The sequence below is a fragment of the Pseudoflavonifractor sp. 524-17 genome, from assembly GCF_009935845.1.
Lineage (GTDB): Bacteria > Bacillota > Clostridia > Oscillospirales > Oscillospiraceae > Pseudoflavonifractor_A.
In genome coordinates, this window is record NZ_QWEK01000012.1 from 72,275 (window position 1) to 97,494 (window position 25,220).

General features: G+C 62.8%; 31 protein-coding genes. 9 read left to right on the plus strand and 22 right to left on the minus strand.

Annotated elements, in window-relative coordinates; all coding sequences use genetic code 11:
* From D1159_RS04360 to D1159_RS04455, 20 genes are all read right to left on the minus strand, one after another.
* On the minus strand, positions 1-324 hold the full coding sequence (locus D1159_RS04360; protein ID WP_161844475.1) for a cyclic-di-AMP receptor: 324 nt from the start codon (positions 322-324) through the stop codon (positions 1-3).
* 16 nt (positions 325-340) lie between these two features.
* Complete coding sequence (locus D1159_RS04365) at positions 341-1,666, minus strand: aminotransferase class V-fold PLP-dependent enzyme (RefSeq protein ID WP_161844476.1); 1,326 nt, start codon at positions 1,664-1,666, stop codon at positions 341-343.
* Between the two features lie 115 nt (positions 1,667-1,781).
* Entirely contained in the window at positions 1,782-2,036 is a 255-nt protein-coding gene (spoIIID, locus tag D1159_RS04370) for a sporulation transcriptional regulator SpoIIID (RefSeq protein WP_161844477.1), read from the minus strand.
* A 128-nt stretch (positions 2,037-2,164) separates the two neighbouring features.
* Positions 2,165-3,652: a M23 family metallopeptidase gene (locus tag D1159_RS04375; protein WP_161844478.1), complete on the minus strand. Its 1,488-nt coding sequence runs from the start codon at positions 3,650-3,652 to the stop codon at positions 2,165-2,167.
* Between the two features lie 224 nt (positions 3,653-3,876).
* Positions 3,877-5,676 carry an aspartate--tRNA ligase gene (aspS, locus tag D1159_RS04380; RefSeq protein WP_161844479.1) on the minus strand — a complete coding sequence of 600 codons (1,800 nt, stop codon included), beginning with the start codon at positions 5,674-5,676 and terminating at the stop codon, positions 3,877-3,879.
* Between the two features lie 81 nt (positions 5,677-5,757).
* Positions 5,758-6,402, minus strand: coding sequence for an S-layer homology domain-containing protein (locus D1159_RS04385; protein ID WP_161844480.1), 645 nt, complete (start codon positions 6,400-6,402; stop codon positions 5,758-5,760).
* Positions 6,399-7,766: a histidine--tRNA ligase gene (gene hisS / locus D1159_RS04390; RefSeq protein ID WP_161844481.1), complete on the minus strand. Its 1,368-nt coding sequence runs from the start codon at positions 7,764-7,766 to the stop codon at positions 6,399-6,401. The genes D1159_RS04385 and hisS overlap by 4 nt, the downstream gene beginning before the upstream one ends.
* A gap of 351 nt (positions 7,767-8,117) precedes the next feature.
* Positions 8,118-8,534: a methylglyoxal synthase gene (locus D1159_RS04395; protein ID WP_161844482.1), complete on the minus strand. Its 417-nt coding sequence runs from the start codon at positions 8,532-8,534 to the stop codon at positions 8,118-8,120.
* Between the two features lie 31 nt (positions 8,535-8,565).
* A complete protein-coding gene (gene minD / locus D1159_RS04400; protein WP_161844483.1) occupies positions 8,566-9,306 on the minus strand; it encodes a septum site-determining protein MinD in 741 nt (246 codons plus the stop codon).
* 161 nt (positions 9,307-9,467) lie between these two features.
* Entirely contained in the window at positions 9,468-10,190 is a 723-nt protein-coding gene (gene rsmG / locus D1159_RS04405) for a 16S rRNA (guanine(527)-N(7))-methyltransferase RsmG (RefSeq protein ID WP_202620924.1), read from the minus strand.
* A gap of 4 nt (positions 10,191-10,194) precedes the next feature.
* Positions 10,195-10,545: a hypothetical protein gene (locus tag D1159_RS04410; protein ID WP_161844484.1), complete on the minus strand. Its 351-nt coding sequence runs from the start codon at positions 10,543-10,545 to the stop codon at positions 10,195-10,197.
* Entirely contained in the window at positions 10,545-10,943 is a 399-nt protein-coding gene (gene mscL / locus D1159_RS04415) for a large-conductance mechanosensitive channel protein MscL (protein ID WP_161844485.1), read from the minus strand. Before mscL ends, D1159_RS04410 begins: the two co-directional genes overlap by 1 nt.
* Positions 10,944-10,958: 15 nt before the next feature.
* Positions 10,959-11,921, minus strand: coding sequence for an S-layer homology domain-containing protein (locus D1159_RS04420; RefSeq protein ID WP_161844486.1), 963 nt, complete (start codon positions 11,919-11,921; stop codon positions 10,959-10,961).
* A gap of 13 nt (positions 11,922-11,934) precedes the next feature.
* Positions 11,935-13,239 (minus strand): serine--tRNA ligase, encoded by a 1,305-nt coding sequence (gene serS / locus D1159_RS04425; protein WP_161844487.1) that lies wholly within the window; start codon positions 13,237-13,239, stop codon positions 11,935-11,937.
* Between the two features lie 45 nt (positions 13,240-13,284).
* Positions 13,285-13,908, minus strand: a complete 624-nt coding sequence (locus tag D1159_RS04430; RefSeq protein ID WP_161844488.1) for a hypothetical protein — start codon at positions 13,906-13,908, stop codon at positions 13,285-13,287.
* The gene (locus tag D1159_RS04435) at positions 13,905-14,804 is read right to left on the minus strand and encodes a ParB/RepB/Spo0J family partition protein (protein ID WP_161844489.1); all 900 of its coding nucleotides are present in this window, start codon (positions 14,802-14,804) and stop codon (positions 13,905-13,907) included. Before D1159_RS04435 ends, D1159_RS04430 begins: the two co-directional genes overlap by 4 nt.
* A 53-nt stretch (positions 14,805-14,857) precedes the next feature.
* On the minus strand, positions 14,858-15,622 hold the full coding sequence (locus D1159_RS04440) for a ParA family protein (protein WP_161844490.1): 765 nt from the start codon (positions 15,620-15,622) through the stop codon (positions 14,858-14,860).
* 273 nt (positions 15,623-15,895) lie between these two features.
* The gene (locus tag D1159_RS04445; protein WP_161844491.1) at positions 15,896-16,708 is read right to left on the minus strand and encodes a ParB/RepB/Spo0J family partition protein; all 813 of its coding nucleotides are present in this window, start codon (positions 16,706-16,708) and stop codon (positions 15,896-15,898) included.
* A gap of 138 nt (positions 16,709-16,846) precedes the next feature.
* The gene (locus D1159_RS04450; protein WP_161844492.1) at positions 16,847-17,710 is read right to left on the minus strand and encodes a YitT family protein; all 864 of its coding nucleotides are present in this window, start codon (positions 17,708-17,710) and stop codon (positions 16,847-16,849) included.
* Between the two features lie 21 nt (positions 17,711-17,731).
* Complete coding sequence (locus tag D1159_RS04455) at positions 17,732-19,357, minus strand: S-layer homology domain-containing protein (protein WP_161844493.1); 1,626 nt, start codon at positions 19,355-19,357, stop codon at positions 17,732-17,734.
* 255 nt (positions 19,358-19,612) lie between these two features.
* Between D1159_RS04455 and D1159_RS04460 the strand changes: the two genes are divergently transcribed.
* On the plus strand, positions 19,613-20,191 hold the full coding sequence (locus D1159_RS04460) for a xanthine phosphoribosyltransferase (RefSeq protein ID WP_161844494.1): 579 nt from the start codon (positions 19,613-19,615) through the stop codon (positions 20,189-20,191).
* Between the two features lie 111 nt (positions 20,192-20,302).
* Here the strand turns inward: D1159_RS04460 and D1159_RS04465 are convergent, their stop codons facing one another.
* Together D1159_RS04465 and D1159_RS04470 are read right to left on the minus strand one after the other, a co-directional pair.
* A complete protein-coding gene (locus D1159_RS04465; RefSeq protein ID WP_161844495.1) occupies positions 20,303-21,049 on the minus strand; it encodes a nitroreductase family protein in 747 nt (248 codons plus the stop codon).
* The gene (locus D1159_RS04470; protein ID WP_161844496.1) at positions 21,050-21,901 is read right to left on the minus strand and encodes a DegV family protein; all 852 of its coding nucleotides are present in this window, start codon (positions 21,899-21,901) and stop codon (positions 21,050-21,052) included.
* Positions 21,902-22,094: 193 nt separating this feature from the next.
* Between D1159_RS04470 and D1159_RS04475 the strand changes: the two genes are divergently transcribed.
* The 8 genes from D1159_RS04475 to D1159_RS04510 are packed head-to-tail and all read left to right on the plus strand — an operon-like array spanning position 22,095 to position 25,214.
* Positions 22,095-22,379, plus strand: coding sequence for a helix-turn-helix domain-containing protein (locus tag D1159_RS04475; RefSeq protein WP_161844497.1), 285 nt, complete (start codon positions 22,095-22,097; stop codon positions 22,377-22,379).
* Between the two features lie 9 nt (positions 22,380-22,388).
* Positions 22,389-22,859, plus strand: a complete 471-nt coding sequence (locus D1159_RS04480; protein ID WP_160583975.1) for a hypothetical protein — start codon at positions 22,389-22,391, stop codon at positions 22,857-22,859.
* Positions 22,849-23,220 (plus strand): hypothetical protein, encoded by a 372-nt coding sequence (locus D1159_RS04485; protein ID WP_161844498.1) that lies wholly within the window; start codon positions 22,849-22,851, stop codon positions 23,218-23,220. Before D1159_RS04480 ends, D1159_RS04485 begins: the two co-directional genes overlap by 11 nt.
* Positions 23,208-23,537 (plus strand): hypothetical protein, encoded by a 330-nt coding sequence (locus tag D1159_RS04490; protein ID WP_160583970.1) that lies wholly within the window; start codon positions 23,208-23,210, stop codon positions 23,535-23,537. The genes D1159_RS04485 and D1159_RS04490 overlap by 13 nt, the downstream gene beginning before the upstream one ends.
* Positions 23,524-23,817, plus strand: coding sequence for a hypothetical protein (locus D1159_RS04495; protein WP_160583968.1), 294 nt, complete (start codon positions 23,524-23,526; stop codon positions 23,815-23,817). The genes D1159_RS04490 and D1159_RS04495 overlap by 14 nt, the downstream gene beginning before the upstream one ends.
* Positions 23,792-24,364 (plus strand): MT-A70 family methyltransferase, encoded by a 573-nt coding sequence (locus D1159_RS04500; RefSeq protein WP_160583966.1) that lies wholly within the window; start codon positions 23,792-23,794, stop codon positions 24,362-24,364. Before D1159_RS04495 ends, D1159_RS04500 begins: the two co-directional genes overlap by 26 nt.
* 9 nt (positions 24,365-24,373) lie before the next feature.
* On the plus strand, positions 24,374-24,943 hold the full coding sequence (locus tag D1159_RS19500) for an HD domain-containing protein (RefSeq protein WP_161844499.1): 570 nt from the start codon (positions 24,374-24,376) through the stop codon (positions 24,941-24,943).
* A 4-nt stretch (positions 24,944-24,947) separates the two neighbouring features.
* Complete coding sequence (locus D1159_RS04510; RefSeq protein WP_161844500.1) at positions 24,948-25,214, plus strand: hypothetical protein; 267 nt, start codon at positions 24,948-24,950, stop codon at positions 25,212-25,214.
* The last annotated feature ends 6 nt before the right edge of the window (positions 25,215-25,220 follow it).

A 25,220-nucleotide genomic window follows, 5' to 3' on the forward strand; every position in this document is an offset into this window, starting at 1 on the left:
TCACACCCGCTCGAAGCGTTCGATGTCCACCACAAAGATGGTGGCGCCCCCCACCACTACCTCCACCGGCATACTGGGGTAATAGCCGTAGCTCATCTCAGAGGTAGTGGGGATCATCTGCTTGCGGCTGTGTGAGTGCTCTTTGATGATGTCGATGACGGACTGCACCTTTTCCTCGTCCACGCCCACCAGAATGGTCACGTTGCCCGCCATGAGGAACCCGCCGGTGGTGGCCAGCTTGGTGGAGGAAAAGCCACGCTTGGTCAGAGAGTGGGTGACCGCGCCGGCGTCGTCATGGTTGATGATTGCAAGGATCAGTTTCATAAGTAATCCCCCTCCTTCAGAACAGGACAACGTCCATATCTTTCTCCATATTATACCCTATTTGCGTCAAATATGCGATAGTTTTTTTTGTGATCCGCTCCCCTGGGGCCAAAACGGGGACGCCGGGGGGATAAGGGGCCGCCTGTTCCCCGGCGATCTCCCCCGCCGCGCGGGCCAGGGGGATGGATTTTTTGCCGGCGAAGCGGGCCGCTCTGGGGGGGAGGACCACCTGGGGCTCCGGCGGCGGGGGGAGGGGCGGGAGCGGGCCGGAGGGTTGTCCCCGCAGCACCTGGGCCAGGGCGGCGGAGAGTCGGTAAAAGTCCTCCGGGGCGTCGGCGGCGGTGCAGATGAAGACCAGATGCCGGCGGTCGGCCATCTCGGGATAGACGCCCAGGGCCTCCAGCTTTTCCTGAGCGTCAAAGCCGTCAGAACAGCGGATGGCCAGCCGGAGGGGGTCCAGCTTCAGGCCCGGGCCGGTGAGGGCGGGAAACCGCCGGCGCAGGAAGGCGGCCTGTTCTGCGGCGGCGGAGAGCGCCTGCTGTCCCTCGTCTTCCATCCAGGCCCGGGCGGCGTCCAAAGCCGCCATCATCAGATAGGAGGGGGAGGAGCTGCCGAAGAGAGCGGCGGCTTTCTGCATCTCCCCAAAGGGAAAGGTGCTGGAGAAGAGGAGGGCGGACTGTCCCGGGGCGGGGAGGGTCTTGTGGGCGGAGACCACCGCCGCATCGGCGGCGGACAGATCCCAATCTCCCAAAAAGGGGAGGTGGGCCCCGTGGGCCCCGTCCACCAGAAGGAGGGCATGATGTGCATGAACCGCGGCGGCAATGGCGGGAACATCGGAGCAGATCCCATAATAAGTGGGGGAGGTAATACAGACGGTTTTAATTTCCGGGTGGCATGTGAGGTACTTGTCCACTGCCTGTGGAGAAATTGGGCCAAAAAGGGCCTCCTCCTCCAGCCAGGGGCGGCAGAGGTAGTGGGGGTGCAGATCCATCAGGGCCAGGGCGTTGTAGACGCAGCGGTGGCAGCCCCGGTCGATGAGCACGGCTTCTCCCGGACGGCAGGCGAGGGCGAAGGCGGCCAGCATCCCCTGGGTGGTCCCGCCGGTGAGGAAGAGGCAGTGCTCCGCGCGGAAGGCCGCGGCCCAGAGATCTTCCGCCGCCCGAATGGGCCCGCCCGTTCCGAAGAGATCCCCGGTGGGCGGGAGCTCGGTGAAGTCCAGAGGGGCGGCGGCGCTCAGCTCCGCCAGAGGGAGAAACTTGCCCTTGTGCCCCGGCATGTGCATCCGCAGGGGGTGCGCGGCGGCGAAGGTCCGCAGGGCGTCCGCCAGAGGAGTGTCTGTCATGGAGATAACCTCGTTTCTGTGGTGTGAAGACGAAAAAAGAACACTTATCCACCACATCCTGTGGAAAAGACGGGGGATAAGTGTAAAACTTCAGGGGAGAGCTACCCTTGATCCGTCAAAAAGCCTGCTTTTTGTATTTATTACGGGTGGCAATGCCGCCCCGAATATGCCGTTCCGCTTTGTTGGCATCCAAAACGTCTTTGACCTGGAGGTAGAGGGGATGGTTAAAGCCAGGTAAACGCTCGCTGAGATCTTTATGTACGGTAGACTTGCTGATGCCGAATTTTTGGGCGGCGGTGCGAACCGTGGCCTTGTTTTCTATGATGTAAAGCGCCAGCTGGCAGGCGCGCTCCTCAATGTTCCCTTTCAAACCGCAACACTCCCAACAATGGTTTCTCACTGTGGGATATATATGCCAAACAGGGAGGGGACATGACAGACAGCGCACAAGCCGGGCCCGCTTACAGCAGACCCGGCTTTGATTGTACACAGAGATGGTTAGAAATAATTGTAGGGACTGACTACGCTGCCGTTGAAGTGGACCTCAAAATGGCAGTGGGAGCCGGTAGAGCGGCCGGTGGACCCGGCCCGGGCGATGGTCTGGCCCTGGTAGACCTTGTCCCCCACGCTGACCAGCAGGCTGGAGTTGTGGGCGTAGTAGCTCTCCCGGCCGTCGCCGTGGTTGATGATGACCAGCTTGCCGTAGGTGCCCTGCCAGCCGGCAAAGGTGACGGTGCCGCCGTCCGCCGCGGATATGCTGGTGCCGTAGGGCACGGCGATGTCAATGCCCCGATGGAAGCTGTAGGAGTTGAAGATGGAGCGGTAGCCGTAGTTAGAGGTAATGTGGCCGTGGACGGGCCAGATAAAGTAGCCCTTGGGCAGCCAGGTGGGGCGCTCCTTGGTGCCCACCGCCACCACCTTCTCCGTGGGCTGGGTAAGCACGGTGGTACTGGTGATGGTACGCTCCTTCTCCTTGCCGTTGATGTAAGTAATGTTGGCGCAGACGCTCTGGCTGCCCTCGGCGCCGGCGTCTATTACCCGGCGCTCGCCTTTATACATGGAGCTGTCCTCCACCTCCCGGACGGAGGGCGCGATGGGCTCCGTATAAGTGACGCTGTCCACCGTACGTACGGACAGCATGGGGATCTCCTCTTTGATGTTGAGGACCTGGCCGATCATCAGCATATCAATGTCGATGCCGGGGTTGAGATCCTCCAGCTCAGACATGGTCATGTCGTTGGCGAAGGCCAGGGCCATGAAGGTGTCCCCCTTCTGGACCTCATAGGTAGTCTGGCCGTTGGTATTGGTGGACAGGACCGCCCGCATGGCGTCCACATCCTGCTCCACATCGGAGGAGATGTACTCCCAGGTGATGGTCACGTCGTCCACAAAGGAGGCGGAGACGGTGTCCTCCGTCTCATACGCCGCCTGGAAGGAGTGCAGCAGGTCGGTAATGGTGGCCTTATCCGTGGCGGCGCCGATGATCTGGCCGTCTACAGACAAAACATAGCTCTTCATCACCTCGCCCACCCGGTCGAAGAGGTAGGGCTCCAAGGTGGAGGCGGAAGGCACGGCGCCCCGCTGGGACAGGGCGAAGGAGTAGGTAACTTCCCCGTCCATCTTATAGGAGTAACCCAAGATATCGCTGGCTCTGGCCTCTACCCGGGCCACGGCGGCCTCAAAGTCGGCGGGGCTGTGTACCACGCCGATGGGCACGCCGTCCAAGGATACCTGATAGCTGGGGACATAGACGGTATTCACCACCGCGGCAATGCCAGCCACCGTGGCGATGGCCAGAAAGACCGTGGGGTTGAAAGAGCGGAACCAGGAGGGAATGGCGTCCAGCCGGCGCATCAGACCGGGGTGTGTCTGCATAAAGCGCTCCGCCCGGCTGGCCAGGAGGTCGCCCCAGGCGCGCAGATCTGCCCTCGGCATGGGCTTGTCTTGATTTTGAATGACACGGGGCTGATACAGACGCTCATCCATTGAGGTGGCCTCCCTACAGAAACAAACTGGAATCAAATATTACAATTCGGTTACAAACGATAGTCTACACTGTTTTCTGATGTTCGTCAACCCTTTTTTACCCACTTTTTTGAAAAGGGACACAAAACACAGGGAAGAGGGGGGAAAACTCAATTTCTCCCCGGCGGATGGAAGGCGGAAAAAGCTGTGTGCCCCAGACTGGTCCGGGGCACACAGCGTGTTTGTTATTGGGGAATGGACTCCTCTGTCTTGGTGCAGGCGATGTTCAGCTCGTCCAGCTGCTTCTGCTCCACCGCGCCGGGTGCGCCCATCATCAGGTCCTGGGCGTTTTTGTTCATGGGGAAGGGGATGATCTCCCGGATGGACTCCTCTCCGGCCAGGAGCATGACCATCCGGTCCACCCCGGGGGCGATGCCGGCGTGGGGGGGCGCGCCGTAGGTGAAGGCGTTATACATGGCGGGGAACTTGGCCTTCACGTCCTCCTCGCCCAGGCGGACCAGCTGGAAGGCCTCGATCATAATCTCCGGGTCGTGGTTGCGCACCGCGCCGGAGGAGAGTTCCACTCCGTTGCATACCAGGTCGTACTGGAAGGCGGTGATGGACAGGGGGTCCACCGCACCGGCGGCGGCTTTTTTCAAAATTTCCAGCCCGCCGTTGGGCATGGAGAAGGGGTTGTGGCAGAACTCCAGCTGCCCCGACTCCTCCCCAATTTCGTACATGGGGAAGTCCACGATCCAGCAGAATTCATACCGCCCCTTGTCAAAATGCTCCGGACAGAGGGGGGCCAGCATTTTAATCAGCACACCGGCGGTCTTCTGGGCGGTGAGCTTCTTCCCGGCGGTGAGGCCGACAAAGGTGTTGGGCTGGAGCTCCAGATCGGCAATCACCTGCTCTTTGCGCTCCTGGAGGAATTTGGAGATCCCTCCCACCAGCTCACCCTTCTCGTCCAGGCGGAACCAGTAGACCTTCTCCCCGGCCTGGACCTCCACATCGGCGCACAGCTTGTCAATCTGCTTGCGGGTGGCGGCAAAGCCGGGGACGGGGACGGCCTTGACCACAGCGCCGGCAAAGGGACCGAAGCCGCAGCTGTCCATTACCGCCGTGGCGTCTTTGAGGGTGAGGCCGATGCGCAGGTCGGGCTTGTCGGTGCCGTAGGTGTCCATGGCGTCCAGGTAGGACAGGCGGCGGAAGGGGGCGGCGGAGGCGGTGTTGTACTTGCCGTACTTGGCGAAAATGGGGGGGAGCACCTCCTCCAGCACGGCGAATACGTCCTCCTGGCCGGCGAAGGCCATCTCCATGTCCAGCTGGTAGAACTCCCCGGGGGAGCGGTCTCCCCGGGCGTCCTCGTCCCGGAAGCAGGGGGCGATCTGGAAGTATTTGTCGAAGCCGGAGGCCATCAGAAGCTGCTTGAACTGCTGGGGGGCCTGGGGCAGGGCGTAAAATTTGCCGGGGTGCTTCCGGCTGGGCACCAGGTAGTCCCGGGCCCCCTCGGGGGAGGAGGCGGTGAGGATGGGGGTGGTGATCTCCAAAAAGCCGTGCTCGATCATGGCGGCGCGGAGGGCGGCCACCACCTGGCAGCGCAGGACGATATTCTGCTTTACCTCGGGATTGCGCAGGTCCAGATAGCGGTATTTCAGGCGGTTGGACTCGTCGGCCTCCCGGCTGCGGTTGATGGGGAAGGGGAGCTCGTTGTGCCGGCAGCGGCCCAGCACCTCAATTTTGGCGGGGACCACCTCAATGTCGCCGGTGGGCAGCTTGGGGTTCTTGCTGTCCCGCTCCCGGACCACCCCCTCCACGGCAATGGTGGACTCCTTGTTCAGCCCCTTCACCGCCGCCATCATGTCCTCGGTCTCAATGACGATCTGGGTGGTGCCGTAGAAATCCCGGAGGACCAGGAAGGCTAAATTCTGTCCCACCTCCCGGATGTTCTCCAGAAAGCCCGCCAGGGTGACGGTCTGTCCCACGTGCTCCATGCGCAGCTCGCCGCAGGTGCGGGTGCGGTACGCGGTGTGTGTCTGGTTCATAAGATCAACTCCAATTTGTAATATAGCAGTTTAAAAATCTGGTCTGTGTTTTAAAGAGAGAGCGGATCGGGGGAAGAGGCCCTAAAAGCCGGCGACCAGCCGCAGCTCCGGCCGGACAATCCGGGCCAGGATGGCGGCCCCCTCCGCCCGGGTGAGGACCTCCTCCCCGGCGAAGGCGCCCCGGCTGTCCCGGCCGGCGAGAATCCCGGCCCGGTAGAAGGCCAGCACGGCGGGGGCCTCGGTGTCCGGTGGGGGCGGGATATCGTTGATGGGGGAGAGGCATTCCTCCGGCAGGACCGCGGCCAGGAGCGTTACGAACTCCAGCCGGGTGGCAGGGGCCTCCCCGTCGGGGAGAGAGATTCCCAGCTCCTCCAGGTAGTCCATATGGTGCTGATACCAGGGCAGGCCGGGGTTGGGGACGGGCGGGGGAATGGGAATGCCGGTGAGGGCTTCATTCATCGGGGCGGCTATGGCGGCGATCTCCCCCACGGTGAGGGCCTGCCAGGGGCGGAATTCTCCCTCCATGCCCCGCATCAGCCCCACTTCACAGCAGACAGCGGCGGCAGTGTGGAACCAGTCCGCCTCTGTCACGTCGGTATAGCCGGGGCATTCGTACCCGGCGGGAAAGAGGTCCGCCATGGACCTGTCCCGGGGCGGAAGTGCCTCCGCTGCCAGGGCGGGGACCGAGAGGCAGAGGGCCAGGATCAGGGCGGCGATCCCTTTCATGGCTGTCCCTCCGGCTCCCGGATGGGTGCGGCGGCGCTGTTTGCCGCCCGCTTCCCGGCGATCTCCAGGGCGGCCTCCTCCACGGTGAGGAGGGATTGGGCGCCGGAGGCCATGTCCTTGAGAGAGACCTTGCCCTGGGCGATCTCATCCTCCCCCAGCAGCAGCACGAAGGGGATGCCCAGCTTGTCGGCGTAGCTCATCTTCTGCTTGAACTTCTTGTTCTCGGTGTAGAGCTGTGTCCGTATTCCCGTCTGACGCAGGGCGGTGGCGGCGGCAATGGCAGGGGAGAGATCCTCCGTCATGGGCAGGACGAGCACCTCCGCAGGGGCGGTGAGTACGTCGCTGTTGAGATAGCCCTGCTCCTCCAGCACGTAGAACAGGCGGGTGAGGCCGATGGAGATTCCAACTCCGGGGAGTTTTTTATTAGTGTAATATTCCGCCAAGTTGTCGTACCGTCCGCCGGAGCAGATGGATCCGATCTCCGGGTGGTCCAGCATGGTAGTCTCGTAGACGGTGCCGGTGTAGTAGTCCAGTCCCCGGGCGATGGTGAGGTCGATGGCAAAGTGGTCCTCGGGGACGCCGAAAGCGGACAGGTAGCGGGTGACGGCAATCAGCTCGGTGAGACCGGCGTCGAAGCCCTCGTCTCTGCCCCGGTAGCCCTCCAGGGCGGCGAGCACCTGGGTATTGTTCCCCCGAATGGCGATAAACTTCAAAATTTCTTCCGCCTTGTCCCGGGGCACGCCGGATTCCACCAGCAGATCCCGCACCTTGTCCCCGCCGATCTTATCCAGCTTGTCCACGGTGCGCATGATCTCCGCGGCCTGCTGGGACAGGCCCAGCATGGCGTAAAAGCCGTTGAGAATTTTCCGGTTGTTCACCCGGATCTGGAACCGGCGCAGGCCCAGCGAGCAAAAGGCGTTGTAGATAATGGCGGGGATCTCCGCCTCGTTGACGATATCCAGGCTGCCGTCGCCGATGATGTCGATGTCGGCCTGATAGAACTCCCGGAACCGGCCCCGCTGGGCGCGCTCCCCCCGGTAGACCTTGCCGATCTGGAACCGGCGGAAGGGGAAGGTAAGGGCCCCGCTGTGGAGGGCCACGTACTTGGCCAGGGGAACGGTGAGGTCAAAGCGCAGGGACAGGTCGCTGTCCCCTTTGGTGAAGCGGTAGATCTGCTTCTCCGTCTCGCCGCCGCCCTTGGCCAGCAGGACCTCGCTGGCCTCAATGAGAGGGGTGTCCAAGGAGGTGAAGCCGTACCGGGCGTAGGTATCGCGCAGCAGCGCCGCCATCCGGTCGAACTGCGCCTGGCGGGGGGGGAGCAGCTCCATAAAGCCGGACAGGGTGCGGGGTTTGATCTGTGCCATAGGGGATTCTCCTTTTCGTTTCTTTGGATTCGGGGCGAAAGCCCGCCCCAAACAGGACAAAAACGCTTTCGTCCCAAGTATATGGGACGAAAGCGTCAGCTTCCGTGGTGCCACCCAAATTCAGCGGCCCAGTTCCGCGCCGCCCTCTGGCCTTCTGTTGCGGGAAGGGGACCGCGCCCATCTCTGGGCCCGCTGGTAGAGCCGTCTCCCCCAGTCCGGCCCGTGCGGCGCTTCCAGCCAAAGGCGCTGCTCTCTGTCCGGCGGTGTCTGAGGTACTTGCCCCGTCGCTGCGGTGCTGTCTCTAGATAGTAACCCAATCCGGGGGAAAAGTCAACCGGAATTGGGGGGCGGTTACGCGGTAAAGGGCTTGGTCTTGGGGTTGATGATATCTCTCCAGTCCAGGTCGCCCCGCTCCAGGCCGTGGATGAGAATTTCCGCGGTGGCCACGTTGGTGGCGAAGGGGATGTTATACTGGTCGCACAGGCGGGTGATGTAGCGCAGCTCTGTATCCAGATCGGTGGACTGGGGATCGCAGAAGAAGAGCACCATGTCGATCTCGTTATAGGCGATGCGGGCGCCGATCTGCTGGCTGCCGCCGTGGGTGTGGGACAGGAACAGGTTGACGTTCAGACCGGTGGCCTCTGAGACCAGACGGCCGGTAGTGGCTGTGGCGCACAGAGTATGCTTGGACAGAATGCCGCAGTAGGCGATGCAGAACTGGACCATCAGCTCTTTCTTGTGGTCGTGGCTCATCAGAGCGATATTCATTGGCGTAACTCCTCCCTTTCAAAATGGTTGGTCAGCGCAGGTACATCAGAGGGACGCGCTCCCCTGTGAGCCGGCGGGCGATGTTCAGATAGGCCCGTGCGGCGCCCCACCGGGCCGTCAGAATCAGGGGCTTTCCCCGGTTGGCGGCCAGCATGACCTGGGGATCCTCAGGGACCACGCCCAGCAGGGGCAGGCCGGCGGTGTCCATGGCGTCGTCGATGGTGGTGTGGAGCTGGCGCATGAGCTTAGGCTGAAGGCGGTTGATTACCAGATGGATGTTGGACACACAGCGGGACAGCTCTCCCACGGTGCGCTGGGCGTCCCGCAGGGCGGAGGCGTCGGTGGTGGAGATCACCAGGGCCCGATCCGCGCCGCACACGGACATGCGGAAGCCGCCCCCCAGTCCGGCGGGGGCATCCAGCAGAATGTACGCGAAGGATTCCCTAGCCTGGCGGAGGAGTTGCTTGAGCGACTCCTCTGTAATCAGATCCCGGGGGGCGGTGAGGGGCGCGGTGAGCAGAAACAGGCCCTGAATCACCGGGTGGGGCACCGCCGCCTTTTCCAGTGTGGTGCGTCCGGAGAGCACGTCGGTAAAGTCCATCAGGGTACGGTCGCTCATGCCCAGAGTGAGATCCAGGTTACGCAGTCCCACATCCATGTCGATGCACAGGACACGGTGGCCCAGGGCGGCCAGGCAGGAGGCGATCCCCCCTGCCAGGGAGGTCTTTCCCGTCCCGCCTTTTCCGGAAGTAATTGAGATGACAGCGGACATAACATCCTCTTCCTCTTGACACCGGGTCTGCTGCCTTGTTTGGAACAAACCCTAGTCTACTTTATCATGGAATTGAAAGAAATTCAATGGTTAGCAGGGGAATAATTTGTGCAGAATAGTTAATATTTTGTGAACAAATAGTTTTTGTACGTAAAATTGGCTCAGCGGATGGGCTGCTTTTGTATTTTCGCCCATTTTCTAGGGTATCCCTTGGGGGTGGGGGCGGTTTTCTCCACCTGGATCAGCCGGTGGGTGACGTCGCTGCCGGGGATGGTATAGTCCGCCGGAGGGAGGAGCCTTCCGCCCAGCCTGGCGATGGCGGGGCGGGCCTGTTCTGTCTCCGCCTGGGTGTCCACCGACTTCATGGCCCAGAAGAAGCCCCCGGGCCTGACGTAGGGGAGGCAGAGCTCGCTCAGGCAGTCCAGGGCGGCCACCGCCCGGGAGGTGACAATATGAAAGCTGTCCCGCCAGCCGGGGCGGTGGGACTGCTCCTCCGCCCGGGCGTGGACGGTGCTCACATGGGGGAGGGCCAGCACTTGGATCATCTCGTTGAGCCAGTCCAGCCGCTTGTTCAGGCTGTCCAGCAGCGTGACCTCCAGATCGGGGACCAGGATGGCCAGCACCAGACCGGGAAAGCCCGCCCCGGTGCCCACGTCCAGCAGCCGCCCAGCGGGGAAGGGGGCACAGCGGAGCAGGGCGGCGCAGTCCAGCATGTGCAGCCGGGCCACCTGCTCCGGCTGGGTGATGGCGGTGAGGTTCATCACCTGGTTTTTCTCCAGCAGCCGGCGGCCGTACAGCTCCAGCTGTTCCGGGGCGCCGGTGGGAACCTTGCCCTCCAGGCCCAGCTCCGCCAGCCCCTCTTTTAGAATGGCTTGAATTGACATGGCCTTACCCTCCCACCAGTGCGGCCCCCAGGGCGATGGAGCCCAGGATCAGGGAGACGATGCAGGCCAGGGCGGAGGCGATGGCCAGCGGCAGGAAGGGGAGCTTGCCTGTGGTCCGGAAGCGGAACCAGCTCACCGCGGCCAATCCTCCGCAGGCGGGGAAGAAGAGGATGCCGGGGATATTGTTCAGGGCGTGTCCCGTGGCCAGATAGTAGGTGGACAGCAGGACCAGGATGATCATGTACACCACGCCCATCCAGGCCAGCGCCCGCTTCTCCGGAGAGGCGGGGCGGTAGGGGGTGATGGTGACTTCCTCTTCCTGGGGGACGTTGGCGGTCTTTTTTGAGTCGGACATTAAGAGCGCTCCTTTAGCAGATCCCGGATTTCCGTCAGCAGTATCTCTTCCTGAGAGGGGGCGGGCGGCGGCGCCTCCTCCTTCTTCCGGTAAAAGCGGTTGATGGCCTTGACCATACAGAAGATGACAAAGGCCATGATGAGAAAGTTGATCACCGCCTGTATGAAGTTGCCTGCCAGAATATTGGCGCTGCCCACAGAGAAGCACAGGGCGGCGAAGGTGTTTTCCCCCACAAAGATGCCCACCAGGGGCATGAGGATGTCGTTGACCAAAGAGTCCACAATGGTCTTGAAGGCGCCGCCGATGATGACGCCCACCGCCATATCAATGACGCTGCCCCGGGCGATAAACTGCCGGAACTCGGCAATAAAGCCCTTTCCTTTTTCTTTCGCGGTCATGGGGAGGCGGCCTCCTTACATCAGTGATTGCCCGGCGTCAGGGAGGTATTTGAGCGCCTGGGCCAGCATGGCGGCGGCGTCCGCCCGGGTGAGGGTCTGCTCTGGGGCAAAGGCCCCGGTCTCGTCCACCCCGCTGACAATGCCGGCGTTGTACAGGGCGAGGACAGCGGGGTCGTCAGTGTCCGGCAGGGCGTCCGCGTGGCGCACCGGCTCCAGGGCGGATGGATCCAGCACCGCCGCCAGCGCCTGGGCGAAGCCCAGCCGGGTGATGGGGAAGGGGGCGCGGCTGGGGGCGGCCAGAGGCTCCAGCGCGGTCCGCAGGGACTCAGGCAGGGCGCAGTAGGTGTACATAGTGTTCCGGTACCAGCAGTCCGGCCCTGTGCCGCAGTAGATCATCTGCCGGATCAGGGGGCTGGCCTCCGCCTGCACAGATTCGTCTGGGGTGAAGTCAAACTCCCAGGCCCCCAGGGGGATGGAGAAGGAGGAGCGGCCGGGATAGGAAATCCCATTGACCGTCAGGGTGGAGGGGCCCGCCGCGGCGCGCCCCCAGTCGATGAGCGCCTGATCGGCCTGCTCCTTCCACGCCACCCGGTGGAAGAGGCGGGAGCCGTCGTAGTGGTTCAGACTGCCCCACCGCCAATCATCCCAGTTCCCGCCCCAGCCGGAGCGCTGCGTGCCGTCAGCCAGGGTGAGGGTAAAGCTGCCCCAGCTGTCCGGGGCGGCGGACAGCGCGCCGGAACCCTCCTGCTGGAGATCGTGGAAGCGCAGCAGCACCGTGAGGCACTCCAGCTCGGTAAAGATGCCCTCCGGGGTGAACGTCCCGCCGCCGGTGCCGGACATGAGTCCGGCCTCACAGCAGGCGGCGACGTGGGGGGCAAACCAGTCGCCGGGCTGGACATCGGAAAACCCTTCCTCCGCCGCCAGGGCGGGGGTGAGGAAGAGGGCGGCGGACAGCAGACAAGCGCACAGACGTCTCATAATAAAAATCTCCTTACGCCTTTGGGATGAGCCGCTCCTTGCCCCCCATATAGGGCCGGAGCACTTCGGGGACGAGGACGGAGCCGTCCGCCTGGAGGTTGTTCTCCAGCAGGGCGATGAGCATCCGGGGCGGGGCGACGCAGGTGTTGTTCAGGGTGTGGGCCAGGCAGGCCTCCCCGTTTTCGTCCCGGTAGCGGATTTTCAGCCGTCTGGCCTGGGCGTCCCCCAGGTTGGAGCAGGAGCACACCTCAAAGTATTTCTGCTGCCGGGGGGACCAGGCCTCAATGTCGCAGGACTTTACCTTCAGGTCCGCCAGATCGCCGGAGCAGCACTCCAGCTGGCGGACGGGAATGTTGAAATTGCGGAAGAGCTCCACCGAGTAGCGCCACATCTTGTCGTACCATTCCATGGACTCCTCCGGCTTGCAGACCACGATCATCTCCTGCTTTTCAAACTGGTGGATACGGTAGACCCCCCGCTCCTCGATGCCATGGGAGCCCTTCTCCTTGCGGAAGCAGGGGGAGTAGGAGGTGAGGGTCTGGGGCATTTTCTCCCCGGGGATGATCTGGTCGATGAACCGGCCGATCATGGAGTGCTCGCTGGTGCCGATGAGGTAGAGGTCCTCCCCCTCGATCTTGTACATCATGGACTCCATGTCGGCAAAGGACATAACGCCCTCCACCACGTTGCCGTGGATCATAAAGGGGGGGATGCAGTAGGTGAAGCCCTTGCCGATCATAAAGTCCCGGCCGTAGGCCAGCACCGCCTCGTGCAGGCGGGCGATGTCCCCCAGGAGGTAGTAGAAGCCGGAGCCGGACACCCGGCCGGCGGCGTCCATGTCGATGCCGTCAAAGGACTCCATGATCTCGGTGTGGTAGGGGATGGGGTAGTCAGGCACCGCCGCCTCCCCGAAGCGCTCCACCTCCACATTGGCGGAGTCGTCCGGCCCGATAGGGACGGAGGGGTCGATGATCTGGGGAATGACCAGCAGGATTTTGCGGATGGCCTCCGCCAGCTCCCCCTCCCGCTGCTCCAGGGCGGCCAGGCGGTCGGCGTCGGCCTTGACCTCAGCCTTGAGGGCCTCGGCCTGCTCCAGCTTGGAGGGGTCCTTTTTGGACTGCCCCATGAGCACCCCCACCTGCTTGGACTTGGCGTTGCGGGCGGTGCGCAGGTCCTGGGCCTGCTGGATGGTGTCCCGGTTCTCCTGATCCAGCTCCAGCAGCTGGTCCACCAGGGGGAGCTTGTCCTCCTGGAACTTCTTTTTGATGTTCTCCCTGACCAGGCCGGGGTTTTTGCGGATAAAACGGATATCTAACATGGCGGATTCACCTCATTGATTGATTTGGGATCGCGTTGCCCCTGTTCAAGGGGCGGGGGAGGGTTCCGGAGTGGGCTCCGGCAGGCCGTCGGGGTAGAGCGCGGCGACAATGGCCTGATAGGACTCCTCCGGGGAGAGAATGTCCGACCCGTCGTAGGTGTGCAGGGAGGTGCCAGGCAGGGCCTCGGGGAGGCCGGTGGCCTCAAACTCCAGGATCATGGCCCGGGCGGCCTTGTAGTACTGCTTTTCGTACAGGCCCTGGATCTCCCGCAGCCAGTCCATGGCGTACAGTGCCAGGTATAGTTCCTCCTCTTTGTCGCGGCTGGCCTGGAGGTCGTTTCGCTCCGCCGCCAGCTGGCCCCGGACAATGGACAGGTCGTCCTCCAGCTGGTCCACCTGCTCTTCCAGGTGCTGGTTTTCCTCCACTAAGCGCTGGTTTTCCGCCATAATGTTGTCCAGGGTCTGGACGGCGGACACCGATTGGCTCTCCAGCGTGCCGATGGTCTCCCGGTTGACCCGCTCCTGCATGAAGTAGGACAGCAGGAGAAGGAGGAAGGCGGCGGCGAAGAGGATCACCAGATAGGTCATCACGGCGCTGCGGTTTCTCGGCCTGGCGTGCTCCGCCTCGTGCTGGAGCTCCCCGGAGTGGGGCTGTTGGGATGAATTCACGGCTGGGCTCCTTTCTCCTGGGGGCTGACCCGCTCCAGGACCTCCAGCAGCAGATTCAGATCGTCGGTGTTGTAGTATTCCAATTCAATTTTACCCTTCTTTTTTCCGTTGATAATGTGGACCTTCCGGCCGAATCGCTCTGACAGGTCCTTTTCCGCGGAGCGCAGGTAGATGGAGAAGTCGGGTGCGGCGGGGGGGACGGCCTCCTCCAAGGCCTCCTGGCTTTGGGCCAGGCGCTTGGCCAGGGTCTCGGTCTGGCGGACGGACAGGCCGTCGGCCACCACCCGCTGGGCCAGCTTCTTTTGTAGCTCCTTGGAGGGCACGGCGAGAATGGCCCGGGCGTGCCCGGAGGAGAGCTTGCCCTCCTCCAGCAGCAGGTGGACCGCGTCCGGCAGGGAGAGCAGCCGCAGGGCGTTGGCCACGGCGGAGCGGGACTTGCCCACCCGCTGGGAGACCTCCTCCTGGGTGAGGCTGTACTCGTCTATCAGGGTCTGGTAGCCGGTGGCCTCTTCAATGGGGTTCAAATCCTCCCGCTGGAGGTTTTCGATGAGCCCCAGCTCCATGACGGTGCGGTCGTCCGCCTCAATGATGATGGCGGGGACCTCCTTCAGACCAGCCAGCTTGGCCGCCCGCCACCGCCGCTCCCCGGCGATGATCTGATAGTAGCCGGAGGACAGCCGCCGGACGGTAAGGGGCTGGATGATGCCGTGGGTGCGGATGGAATCGGCCAGATCCGCCAGAGGTTCGTCGTCAAAGCGCCGGCGGGGCTGTTTCAGCCCGGGCTGGACCTCCGCAATCGGGAGGGAGAGGGAACCGCTCTCCTGGGACTGGAGGGCGTCGTCTCCCAGCAGCGCCCCCAGGCCCTTGCCCAGGCCGCGGTCCTTTGATACTGCCATATCTTCCGTCCTTTCTGATGTAATGGGTGATAAGTAAAACGAGAGCGCAGGAGTCAGCGCTTTTGATTCTGGCCCATGACCTCCTGGGCCAGGGCGGTGTAGGCCTCCGCCCCCCGGGACAGGCTGTCGTAGGCGCAGATGGGTTTGCCGTGGCTGGGGGCCTCGGACAGCCGCACGTTTCGGGGGATGACGGTGGCGTAGACCTGACCGGGAAAGTGGCGCTTCACCTCTTCCGCCACCTGGAGGGAGAGGTTGGTGCGCCCGTCGTACATGGTGAGCAGCACCCCCTCCATGGACAGGCCGGGGTTGAGAGACCGCTTGACAATGCGCACGGTGGAGATAAGGTCGGACAGGCCCTCCAGGGCGTAGTACTCGCACTGTACCGGCACCAGAATCGTGTCCGCGGCGCACAGGGCGTTCAGGGTGAGCAGCTCCAGGGAGGGGGGGCAGTCGATAAAGATGTAGTCGTACTGCTCTCCCACCTGCTCCAGGGCCTGCTTGAGAAGATACTCCCGCTTGTCAATGGCGATCATCTCTACAATGGCGCCGGTGAGGGATTTGTTGGCCGGCAGCACATCGGCGTATTCGGTGGAGAGAATGGCTTTCTTGATGTCCGCGTGGTTGATGAGTACATCGTAAATGTTGGGGGAGGAGGTCACCTTGTCCACCCCGAAGCCGGAGGTTGTGTTGGCCTGGGGGTCGAAGTCACAGACCAGCACCCGGGCGCCCAGGGACTTCAGCGCGGAGGACAGGTTCACACAGGTGGTGGTCTTGCCCACGCCCCCCTTTTGGTTTACGATTGCGATGGTTTTTGCCATAGCACACCTGCCTTTTTCGATGTCCCAGTGTCTTTATATGGAGCACAGATAAATCTGGGATGCACTCTATTATAATGCGGCAGGGGGCGCAATTCAACTAAATTTTCAAAAATCAGGGTTTATAAAACAGTCCCGGATGTTTCACGTGAAACATCCGGGACGATTCTTCGGGTTGGGGACAGAGGGATAAAATGTTTCACGTGAAACAAAAGCAGACAAAAGACGGTCCGCGATTTTGCCCACGCCTGCGTATTACATGTGCCGGGCGCGCCCTTACCCCCGGACCTGCTTGGGGATCTTGATGGTGAGCAAAATAGAGTCCTCGGTGTCCTGGCGGTCGCAGTCAGCGTCCACGCCGGCGCTTTTCATCAGCACCAGCCCTTTGGTGACAGAGTTGAGGAAGAGGCGGACGTCCTTGAGGATAAAAACCGGCTTCTTCTTGGGTCCGGCGGGGGGCGGGTTGAGGAGCTGTTCAATGTACTGCTCGCTGCGGGCCACGGTGAGGGCGTGTTCCACGATGTACTGGGCGGCGGCGCGCTGGTCCTCGGGGCGCTCCAGCCGGAGGAGGGCCCGGGCATGGCGCTCGGTGTAGTGGCGCTCCCGCAGGAGGGCCAGCACGTCGGGGGGCAGGCGGAGCAGCCGCAGCTTGTTGGCCACCGCGGACTGGGACTTGCCGATCTTCTGGGCGGCCTCCTCCTGGGAGAGGTGGTAGGTACGGATGAGCTTGGCCAGGGCGGCGGCCTCCTCCACAAAGTCCAGATCCCGCCGCTGCAAATTTTCGATCAGGGCCAGGAGTGAGGAGGTCTCATCGTTTACATGGATCAGGATACAGGGCACCTCGTCCAGACCGGCCAGGGCGGCAGCCCGCAGGCGGCGCTCCCCGGAGACGAGCTCATAGCCGCCCTCTCCCTTGCGGACGGAGAGGGGCTGGAGCACGCCATAGAGCCGGATGCTGGCGGCCAGTTCCTCCAGGCCCTCCTGGGAGAAGGTTTTGCGGGGTTGGTTGGGATTGGACGCAATGCTGCCCAGGGGGAGAAAGAGCACCCGGGTGCTTTCAAAAAGCCCCTTTCTGCGGGACAATACCATAGGGTTCCCTCCAATCTTTTGTTTTGATACCCATATTTTACCACAAAAGAATAAAAAAACAGGGGAACCCTGTCACGCGGGAAATATTTCAGCCTGCCGGAAAATTTTCCGACAGGCTGAGGCGTTGAGAGGGGCTGGTCAAGACCGGAGAAAGCCCTTGCCAAAGATCTCGCTGGAGTTGGCGATGATGACAAAGGCGTGGGGATCCCGAGGCTTGAGGTGGCGGCGCAGGGCCACGGCCTGTCCCCGGGACAGGGCGGTGAGGATGATCCAGTGCCGCTCCTTGGTGTAGGCCCCTTCGCCCTCCCATACCGTGGCCCCCCGGTGGAGCTGCTGGGTGATATAGTCGCAGGCGATCTGGGGCTGGGAGGTGACGATGAAAAAGCTCTTGCGGCGGTTGAGGGACTCGATTACGCTGTCCACCAGCACCGACTTGAGCACCAGGCCCAGCATGGAGAACAGCCCGGTGCGCACCCCGAAGATGGGGAAGGTGGAGGCGGCGATGACCACGTCGGACAAAAGCAGGGCGGTGCCCACATCCAGGCCGGTGTACTTTTTCAGAATCAGGGCCACAATGTCGGTGCCCCCGGAGGAGGCGCCGATGTTGAAGAGGATGGCGGAGCCGAAGGAGGGGAGGATGACGGCGAAAAAGAGCTCCAGCATGGTCTCGTCCGTGAGGGGGCCGGACAGGGGGAAGCGCCACTCGAAAATTTGGATCAGAATGGAGTAGAGGATGGAACAGTACACCGTCCGCAGGCCGAACCCCCGGTTGAGGGCGGCAAAGCCCAGCAGGAGGAAGAGAATGTTGATCACATTGTTCAGCAGGGAGGCGGTCAGCCAGGGGGCTGGCATCAGCGGGGCCAGAATGACCGCCAGGCCGGATACGCCGCCCATGGAGAAGTGGTTGGGGAATTTGAAGAAATAGACCCCGAAGGAGACAATAAAAATGCCAAAGGTCATAAGGAGAAACTCTTTGATCTGCTGGATCCGGGAATCTTTCATGGCAGTGAACCTCCGGGGATCTCAGGGGCGTTCAGCCAAAACGGCGCTCCAGAGATCATAGCTGTCGTAGTTGGGGATATTGCCCAGCCGCCAGATGGACAGGCCGTTGATGCCGAAGAGCCGGGCCAGGCGGATTTTGTCCCGGGCGCTGCGTCCGTCCTCATACCAGACCTGGTAGCGCCCGCCGTCCTCCCCGGTGTAGACGGCGCAGGGATTGCGGGCGGTATCGCTGTAGGTGATGGCGGTGTCTGGCTGGGCCAGGCGCTGGGCCAGCTCGGCGATGGGGGGGCGGTAGTACTTGGCCTCCGCCACGGCGCCGCTGCCGTCGATTTTGAAGCCGGTGGTGTCCATGGACAGGGCCAGGGCGATTTTCTCCCGGTCCTCCACACCGGTGTCGGGATCGGTGATCTGGCACAGGGCGGTATAGATATGAGAGATATGGGTGACGGCGAAGGCCTCCGACGGGACGCTGCCCACCTTCAGTTCGCTCACCGGGGGCCGGTAGTCGTGGGCCATGAGAATAACCTTGTCGCACACCCGGCCCAGGGCGCGGAAGTCAAAGCCGCCGTACCAGGTGGTGGGCTGGACGCAGACGTACAGGGTTTTATTGGCGGGGAGGGCGGCCCGAAGCTCCGCCATAAAGGTGGAGAAGCCCTCCTTGAGGGGGGACTTCAGCCCCTCAAAGTCGATGGTGAGGCCGTCATAGTCCCCGGCGGCCTCCACCAGGGCGGCGACGGCCTGCCGGCGGCGGTCCGGGCTGGTGACGATCTGCCCCACGGTGGAGGCGGCGGGATCGGTGCTGTCCGCGGCGGAGCCGAAGACGCTCAGGTGATAGGGTGTGCCGTTGTTCCGGAAATAATCCAGGGCGGGCTGGGGATTCTGGGGGAGGAGCCAGTCGTTTCCGTTGGCGCTGGTGGAGTTGAGCCAGGGTCCGTCCGGCCCCAGCTCCATCTGGGCCCAACCCACGGATACCCCGTCCATGGCCTGGGTGAGGGAGATCTGGCTGTAGGAGGAGAAGGCGTAAAAGCCGTGGAGCCAGTCCACCTTGGAGATATGCCGTTCATAGACCTGGGTGAGCATTACCGCCGCCTCTGCCCGGGTGGCGGACACAGAGGGCTTGAAGAGCAGCCGCCCCCCCTCATGGACGCCGCTGATAATCCCCGTCCGGTAGGCAAAGGAGAGGTAGCCCTGGTTCCGGGTCACGTCGGCAAAGGGGGTGGGGGCGCCGTCCAGAGACTCCGCCAGAGACTGATATCCCAGCGCCCGCACCAGCATAATGGACATCTCCTCCCGGCTGATGGGGTCGTCGGGGCGGAAGGAGCGGTAGGCGCCCAGAACATTGTGGGCCCGGGCGGCCTCTATGTACCCCGCGGCCCAGTGGCCGCGGGTGTCGTTGAAGGAAGAAGCGCCGGTCTGAGGGGCCCAGCCGAACATCCGGCACAGAATGGTGACGAAGGACGCCCGGTTCAGGTAGTCGGACACGCCGAAGCGGCCGTCGTCATAGCCCACCATCAGGTGGTAGGCCTTGGCCTTCTCAATGGCCTGGCTGGCCCAGTGGCCCTTGGTGTCGTCATAAGCCTGGACCGGGGCGGACAGGGACAGAAGGAGTACTCCGGCCATCAGAATGGGGGAGAGTCTGCGTTTCATATCGGCCTCCTCTACGGGACGAAACAGGTTTTCATAGGACGAGCCTATTTTACCATTCCAGGGGAGAAAAAGCAACGAGAGGAGGGCAAACTCAGGCCCTGTATTCACAGCCGGGCGGCGGCAAAAGACCCAGCCAGACGGTGTCCAGCGGTTATGAATCCCGGTTTTTAGGGGAAAAACCGGGAAAAGGGGTGACGGCAGGGGAAATTTCTGATATGATAGAGCAACTAAAAATAGGAAAAGGGCGGGGAGAGTATGAGAGAACTGGAAGCGCGCATTCGAAAGGACGGCACCATCCGCGGCACCGAGGTATTAAAGGTGGACCGTTTTCTCAACCACCAGATGGACATCGAGCTCATCGGCGAGATTGGGAAGGAATTTTACCGGCTGTTCGGCGGCTGCGGAGTGAACAAGATCCTGACCATTGAGGCCTCTGGCATCGGCATCGCCTGCATCACGGCCCAGTCTTTCGGCGTGCCGGTGATCTTTGCCAAGAAGAACAAGACCAAGAACATCGCCGGGGACGTGTACACCGCCAAGGTGGAGTCCTTCACCCACGGCAAGGTATACGATATCATTGTGTCCAAGGAGTTTCTGGGTCCGGAGGACCGGGTGCTCCTCATCGACGACTTTTTGGCCAACGGCAGCGCCCTGGAGGGGCTCATCCACCTGGTCAGCGAGGCGGGAGCCACGCTGATCGGGGCGGGCATCTGCGTGGAAAAGGCATTCCAGCCTGGGGGCGGGCGGATTCGCTCCATGGGGGTGCGGGTGGAGTCCCTGGCCCGGGTGAAGTCCATGGACGAGGCCACAAATCAGATCGAGTTCTGCCAGTAGGACAGCCGTCCGTTCCCCCAACGGGGGACATAAAAAGGCAGAGAAAAAGGAGCGGCAGGTTTTCCACACCTGCCGCTTTTTTTGTGGATAACGGTTCTCCGGCGGGCCGGATTACCGGTCCATAGGCTCCTCGTCCTGGAAGTCACGGAGGTATTCCTCCACCGAGCGGGTCATTTCCCGGGAAAAATCGGAGTTGTACTTGCGCTGGCAGAAGGCCTGCATCCAGGATTCAAAGCGCTGTCCGCCGGTGCGTCCGGCAAAGCAGGCCCGCAGCTCCGCCCCGGAGAGGGGGCGGTAGGTATTCTCCTGCACGACGTACTCCAGAGGGACCCGCTCCGGCTTGGGGCGGCTTACCTGCTGATCCGTGGGCCGGCCCAGCACCAGCATGGCCGCGGGAAAGACCCACAGGGGCAGGTTCAGCAGGCGGCGGTGGGTCTCGCACTGCTCCATGATGTCCCCGATGTAGCAGGACCCCAGTCCCAGGCTGTGGGCGGCGGTAACGGCGTTCTGGGCGGCGATGAGGGCGTCGTCCACCGCCAGGAGGAGATCCCCCGCCCCGGGCTGGCGTGGGCCGGCCCCCGCCTCCACATAGGCGTCAAACCACCGGCGGCAGTCGGCGCAGAAGATCAGCACCACCGGAGCCTGGGCGATGAAGGGCTGGTGGTCGCAGGTGTCCGCCAGCCGGGCCTTCAGCGCCGGGTCGGTGATGTCCAGAATGGTGTACAGCTGCTGGCAGCCGGCGGTGGGGGCGTGGACCGCCGCCTCCAGAATGGTCCGCTTTTCCTCCGGCGTCACCGGCTCCTGGGTAAACACCCGGACGGATTTCCGCTGGCGGAGCTGGGTCAAGACCTCGTTCACCTAATCCCCCGCTTCCTTCACAAAAAAGGCCAGGCCGGCCGCCCCCGGGCCCACGTGGGTGCCCACCACCGCGCCGATGTCCATAGGGCACAGCTGGGTTCCGGCGGTGCAGCCCTTAAAATAGTCCATGCACTCCGCCATGGCCTGGGGGGCGTTGGAGTGGCCGAAGGACACGGGAAGGGCGGTATCAACGGCCTCCTTCTCCCGCAGCCATTTTTCAATGAGCTGAAAGCCCGCCTTCCGGCCCCGGCCCTTGCCCACAGAGACCACCAGGCCGTTTTCAATGGAGATTACGGGACAGATGCCCAGCAGCCCTCCCACCACCGCGGCGGCGCCGGTGATGCGCCCGCCCATTTTCAGGTATTTCAGCGTCTCCACCACCGCCAGCAGCCGCACCCGGCGGGAGAGTTCTTCCAGCCTGGCCGCCAGCGCCTCCAGAGACAGGCCCTGATCCCGGAGTATACAGGCGGTCTCCACCAGCAGGCCCAGGGCGAAGGTGACGGTCTGGGAGTCTACCAGGGCGATATGGGACGTTCCCACCACCTCCCGGGCGATCCGCGCGGACTGATAGGTGCCGGACATGGCGCTGGAGATAAAAATGCCCAGCACCTGATCCCCGTTCTGCGTCATCCGGCGGAAGGCGTCGATAAAGGTCTCCGGCGGGATCTGGGCGGTGGTGGGCAGAGCCTCCGCCTGGGCCAGCTTGGCGTAAAACTCCTCCTTTGTAATGTCCACCCCGTCGGCGAAGCTCTCCTCGCCAAACTGGACGGACAGGGGCAGAATCTCCACCCCCAGCTCTGCCGCCCGGGCGGGAGAGAGATCGCTGGTGCTGTCGGTCAAAATACGAATCATAGGCAGGCGCTCCTTTCTGAGAAAATCCAAAGCATGGGGCTGCACAGGCTGAGATCGCCTTATTATAACGAAATCTGGGAGGTTGTCAAGGAAAAAGATTCCAAGCCCAAAGTATGGCAGCCATTATTATTAGGTTACACAAGGCCACACGGCCATGTGTGGCCTAATTTTTTTATCGTTTGGGGGTGAGGACGTGGCCGATTATGCTTTTAGGACCCTGGAGGACCGCCAGAAAATCGAAAAACTGTGGGAGGATGGGCGGACGCCGAAAGAAATTTCCGAAACCACGGGCGTGTCTGTTCATGTGGTCTACAAGGAACTGACCAGGGGCCAGGACGGGACCCGCCTGCCGGATCGGCGTCTGCGGTACAGCGCGGACGTGGCCCAGCGCCGGGTGCAGGCGTCGCTGGAGCGGCGGGGCAAGCGGGCCGGACAGCCCACCGACAGCAGCCAGGCGGCGGAGGCCGCCGGCAGATAGGAGGACGCCATGGCAAAGCAAAAGGAAATCAAGTTCCAGGACCGGCATGGCGACCTGCGGGGCCGCCAGAATGGCATGGAGTTCTGGATCCGAAAAGGCGAACCGCAAACCAAGAGCGGAGAACAGCGGTATTTCGTGGCAATCTACCCCGTGAGCAATAACCCCCGGCAAATAAGCGCACTGTCCCGCCAGGACTTTGACCTGGCCGGTGCCAAGGAGTTTTGCAAGAAGATCGCCGCCGGGGAGATCAAGCTGGAGGACCTGCAGGCGGCCTATGACGCGGAGGACGCGGCCAAGGAACAGGCCGCCATCCGGGAAGTGACCGAGCGGGCCAAGAAGTTCCACGCCCGCCTGGACGCCATGGGGCTGAAATACCGGGACCTGCTGGAATTGGAGGTCCTGGCGCACAGCCTGGGCGACATGGGCCACAATATCCTGCTGGGGTATGAGCGCGGGGAGGGGTGGCCAAGTGGGACCTGACAGCAACAGCGGCACCGTGGTGGCCTACCTTGACGGCAAACCCGTGGAAGTCGGCCACCCCATGCCGGAAATCACGCCGGACTATTCGGCGGGCGGCGTGACTGCGGAGGAGGCGGCAGCGGCGGCGGAGAGGCTGGCGGCGATATGGAGCGATATGTCCGCGACCGTGGAGGTGGCGGCGGAGGGCCTGCGGGCGTTCTTCTACTCTATGGAGTTAGCCCTGGCCCTACACCTGGCGCGGATATTCAAGCCGGAACTGGTCCGCCGATACCGACACACAAAGAAAAAGCGGACCCGCAAGAAATACGAAAAGCGGATCCTGGCCTGGTTTGGGGAGGTGTGGGGTAAATGTTCAGACTGAAAGCCAACAAAACCAGTCTTTACAAGCTGGTGGGTGAATTTGAGGATCTGCCGCCCATGCGCCGGGTGACAATCACCAAGGCATACCGGGCGCCGGACTGGTGGCTGAAATGGACGGACGCGGACGGCCTGCTGTGCGTGGCGTTTTTCTCCACCTGCATGGGAAAGGCCCTGCTGTCAATCGACAAAAAGGAGTTTTGCGGGCCGCAGGTTTCCCGCGTGGTCCATGACCTGGACACTAAGGACCTGCTGGAGCGGGGCATGGTGGAGGAGTTCACCACGGCGGCGGAGAGGAGGGCTGCCTGTGGCGCGGTGTAAATTTTGCGGCCAGGAAATCGACTGGATCACCAGCATGGAGGGCAAGCAGGTCCCCGTGGACCCGGATCCCGTTTTCGTGATCGAGGACGGCGGACCGGAGGAGTTCCTGGACGATATGGGCGCCACCATCACCGGGCGGCAGGCCAGACCGGAGGAGGAGAGCCGGGACCTCCCCGTGGCCTTTGTACTCCACCGGCGGACCTGCCCATGGGCGGACAAGCCCACACAGCGGCGGGTGGAAAGGGGTGGCAGCTATGGCGGACTTTCTCCAGCTACCTGATCGGCGGTACAGCGTGATCTATGCGGATCCGCCGTGGGCATATCGCCAGTGTGGAGCCACGGAAAAGAGCCGGGGCAACGCGGCGAAACATTACCAGACCATGACCACCGCCGAGATCTGCGCCATGCCGGTCCCCTCCATCTGTGCGGAGGGTGCGGCCTGCTTTATGTGGGCCACGTTCCCCAACATCGGGGAGGCCATCAAGGTCATGGAGGCGTGGGGCTTTACATACAAAACCGCCGCCTTTGTGTGGGTCAAGAAAAACCGGAAAAACGGCGGGAACTTTTGGGGAATGGGGGCCTACACCCGCGCAAACGCGGAGGTGTGCCTGCTGGGTGTGTCCCCCGGATTTAAGGCCGGGGAGCGGATCCGCAGTCACAAGGTCCACCAGGTCATAGAGGCCCCTTTTGAGGGGCACAGCAAAAAACCGGACGAAACCAGGCGGCGGATCGTGGAACTGCTGGGCGACGTGCCCCGTATTGAGTTATTCGCCCGCCAGAGGGCGGACGGCTGGGACGCCTGGGGCAACGAGGCCCCGGAGGAATAGGAGGTAAACGTGGAACAGATAGCAAGAGATCCGAGGGCGGATTTTCTGGCGGTGTATAACCGCAGTATCGGGCGGAATGGCAAGGCGGCCCTGCTGTATTGGCTGGAGAATGACACGGACTTTTTCACGGCCCCGGCCTCCAGCAAGAACCACCTGGCCCAGCCGGGCGGGCTGGCGGTCCATAGCTTGAACGTGTGGCGCCGCCTGCGGGAAATCGCCGTCCGGGACATGACGGACCGGAACGAGCCGGGTGTGCGCCAGCTTTCGGAGGCGGACGAGGAAACCGTGGCGGTCCTGGGCCTGCTGCATGACGTGTGCAAGGTGGGCGTGTACCACCAGGAAACCAAGCGCCGCAGGAACCCGGAAACGAAACAGTGGGAGGACTGCCTGGGCTATACGTTCCGGGACCCGTTCCCCCTGGGCCACGGTGAGAAAAGCCTGTTGGGGACGCGGCCATGGTGGCTATGGCCTACAACAGAGGACAAGCCGGAGCGCGGGCGGCCTGGGAGGCCGGGATCACCTCCAACGAATACACGGACGCCGTTCTGGAGGCCCTGGAACGGTGGGAGTGTGCGGTGAACGCATGGGCCGGAGAATAGACCCGGCGGAACGCGCCCGCATACTGACAGACGCGGCGCAGCGGTCACGGGAAAGCCGCTGGAGCGCCCCAGGGCGGGCCAGGGTGGTCCACCCCGTCCACGGCACCGTGGTGGTCCCCCATTCCTCCAACCTGACCGCCATACAAAACGCGGCGGAGGTGTGGCGGTGTGACTGGGCGGAGATCACGGACGCCCAGGTGTGGGTGGCGGAGCCGGGGGACGTGCCGGCGAAAATGCCATACATCATATAAAGGGGG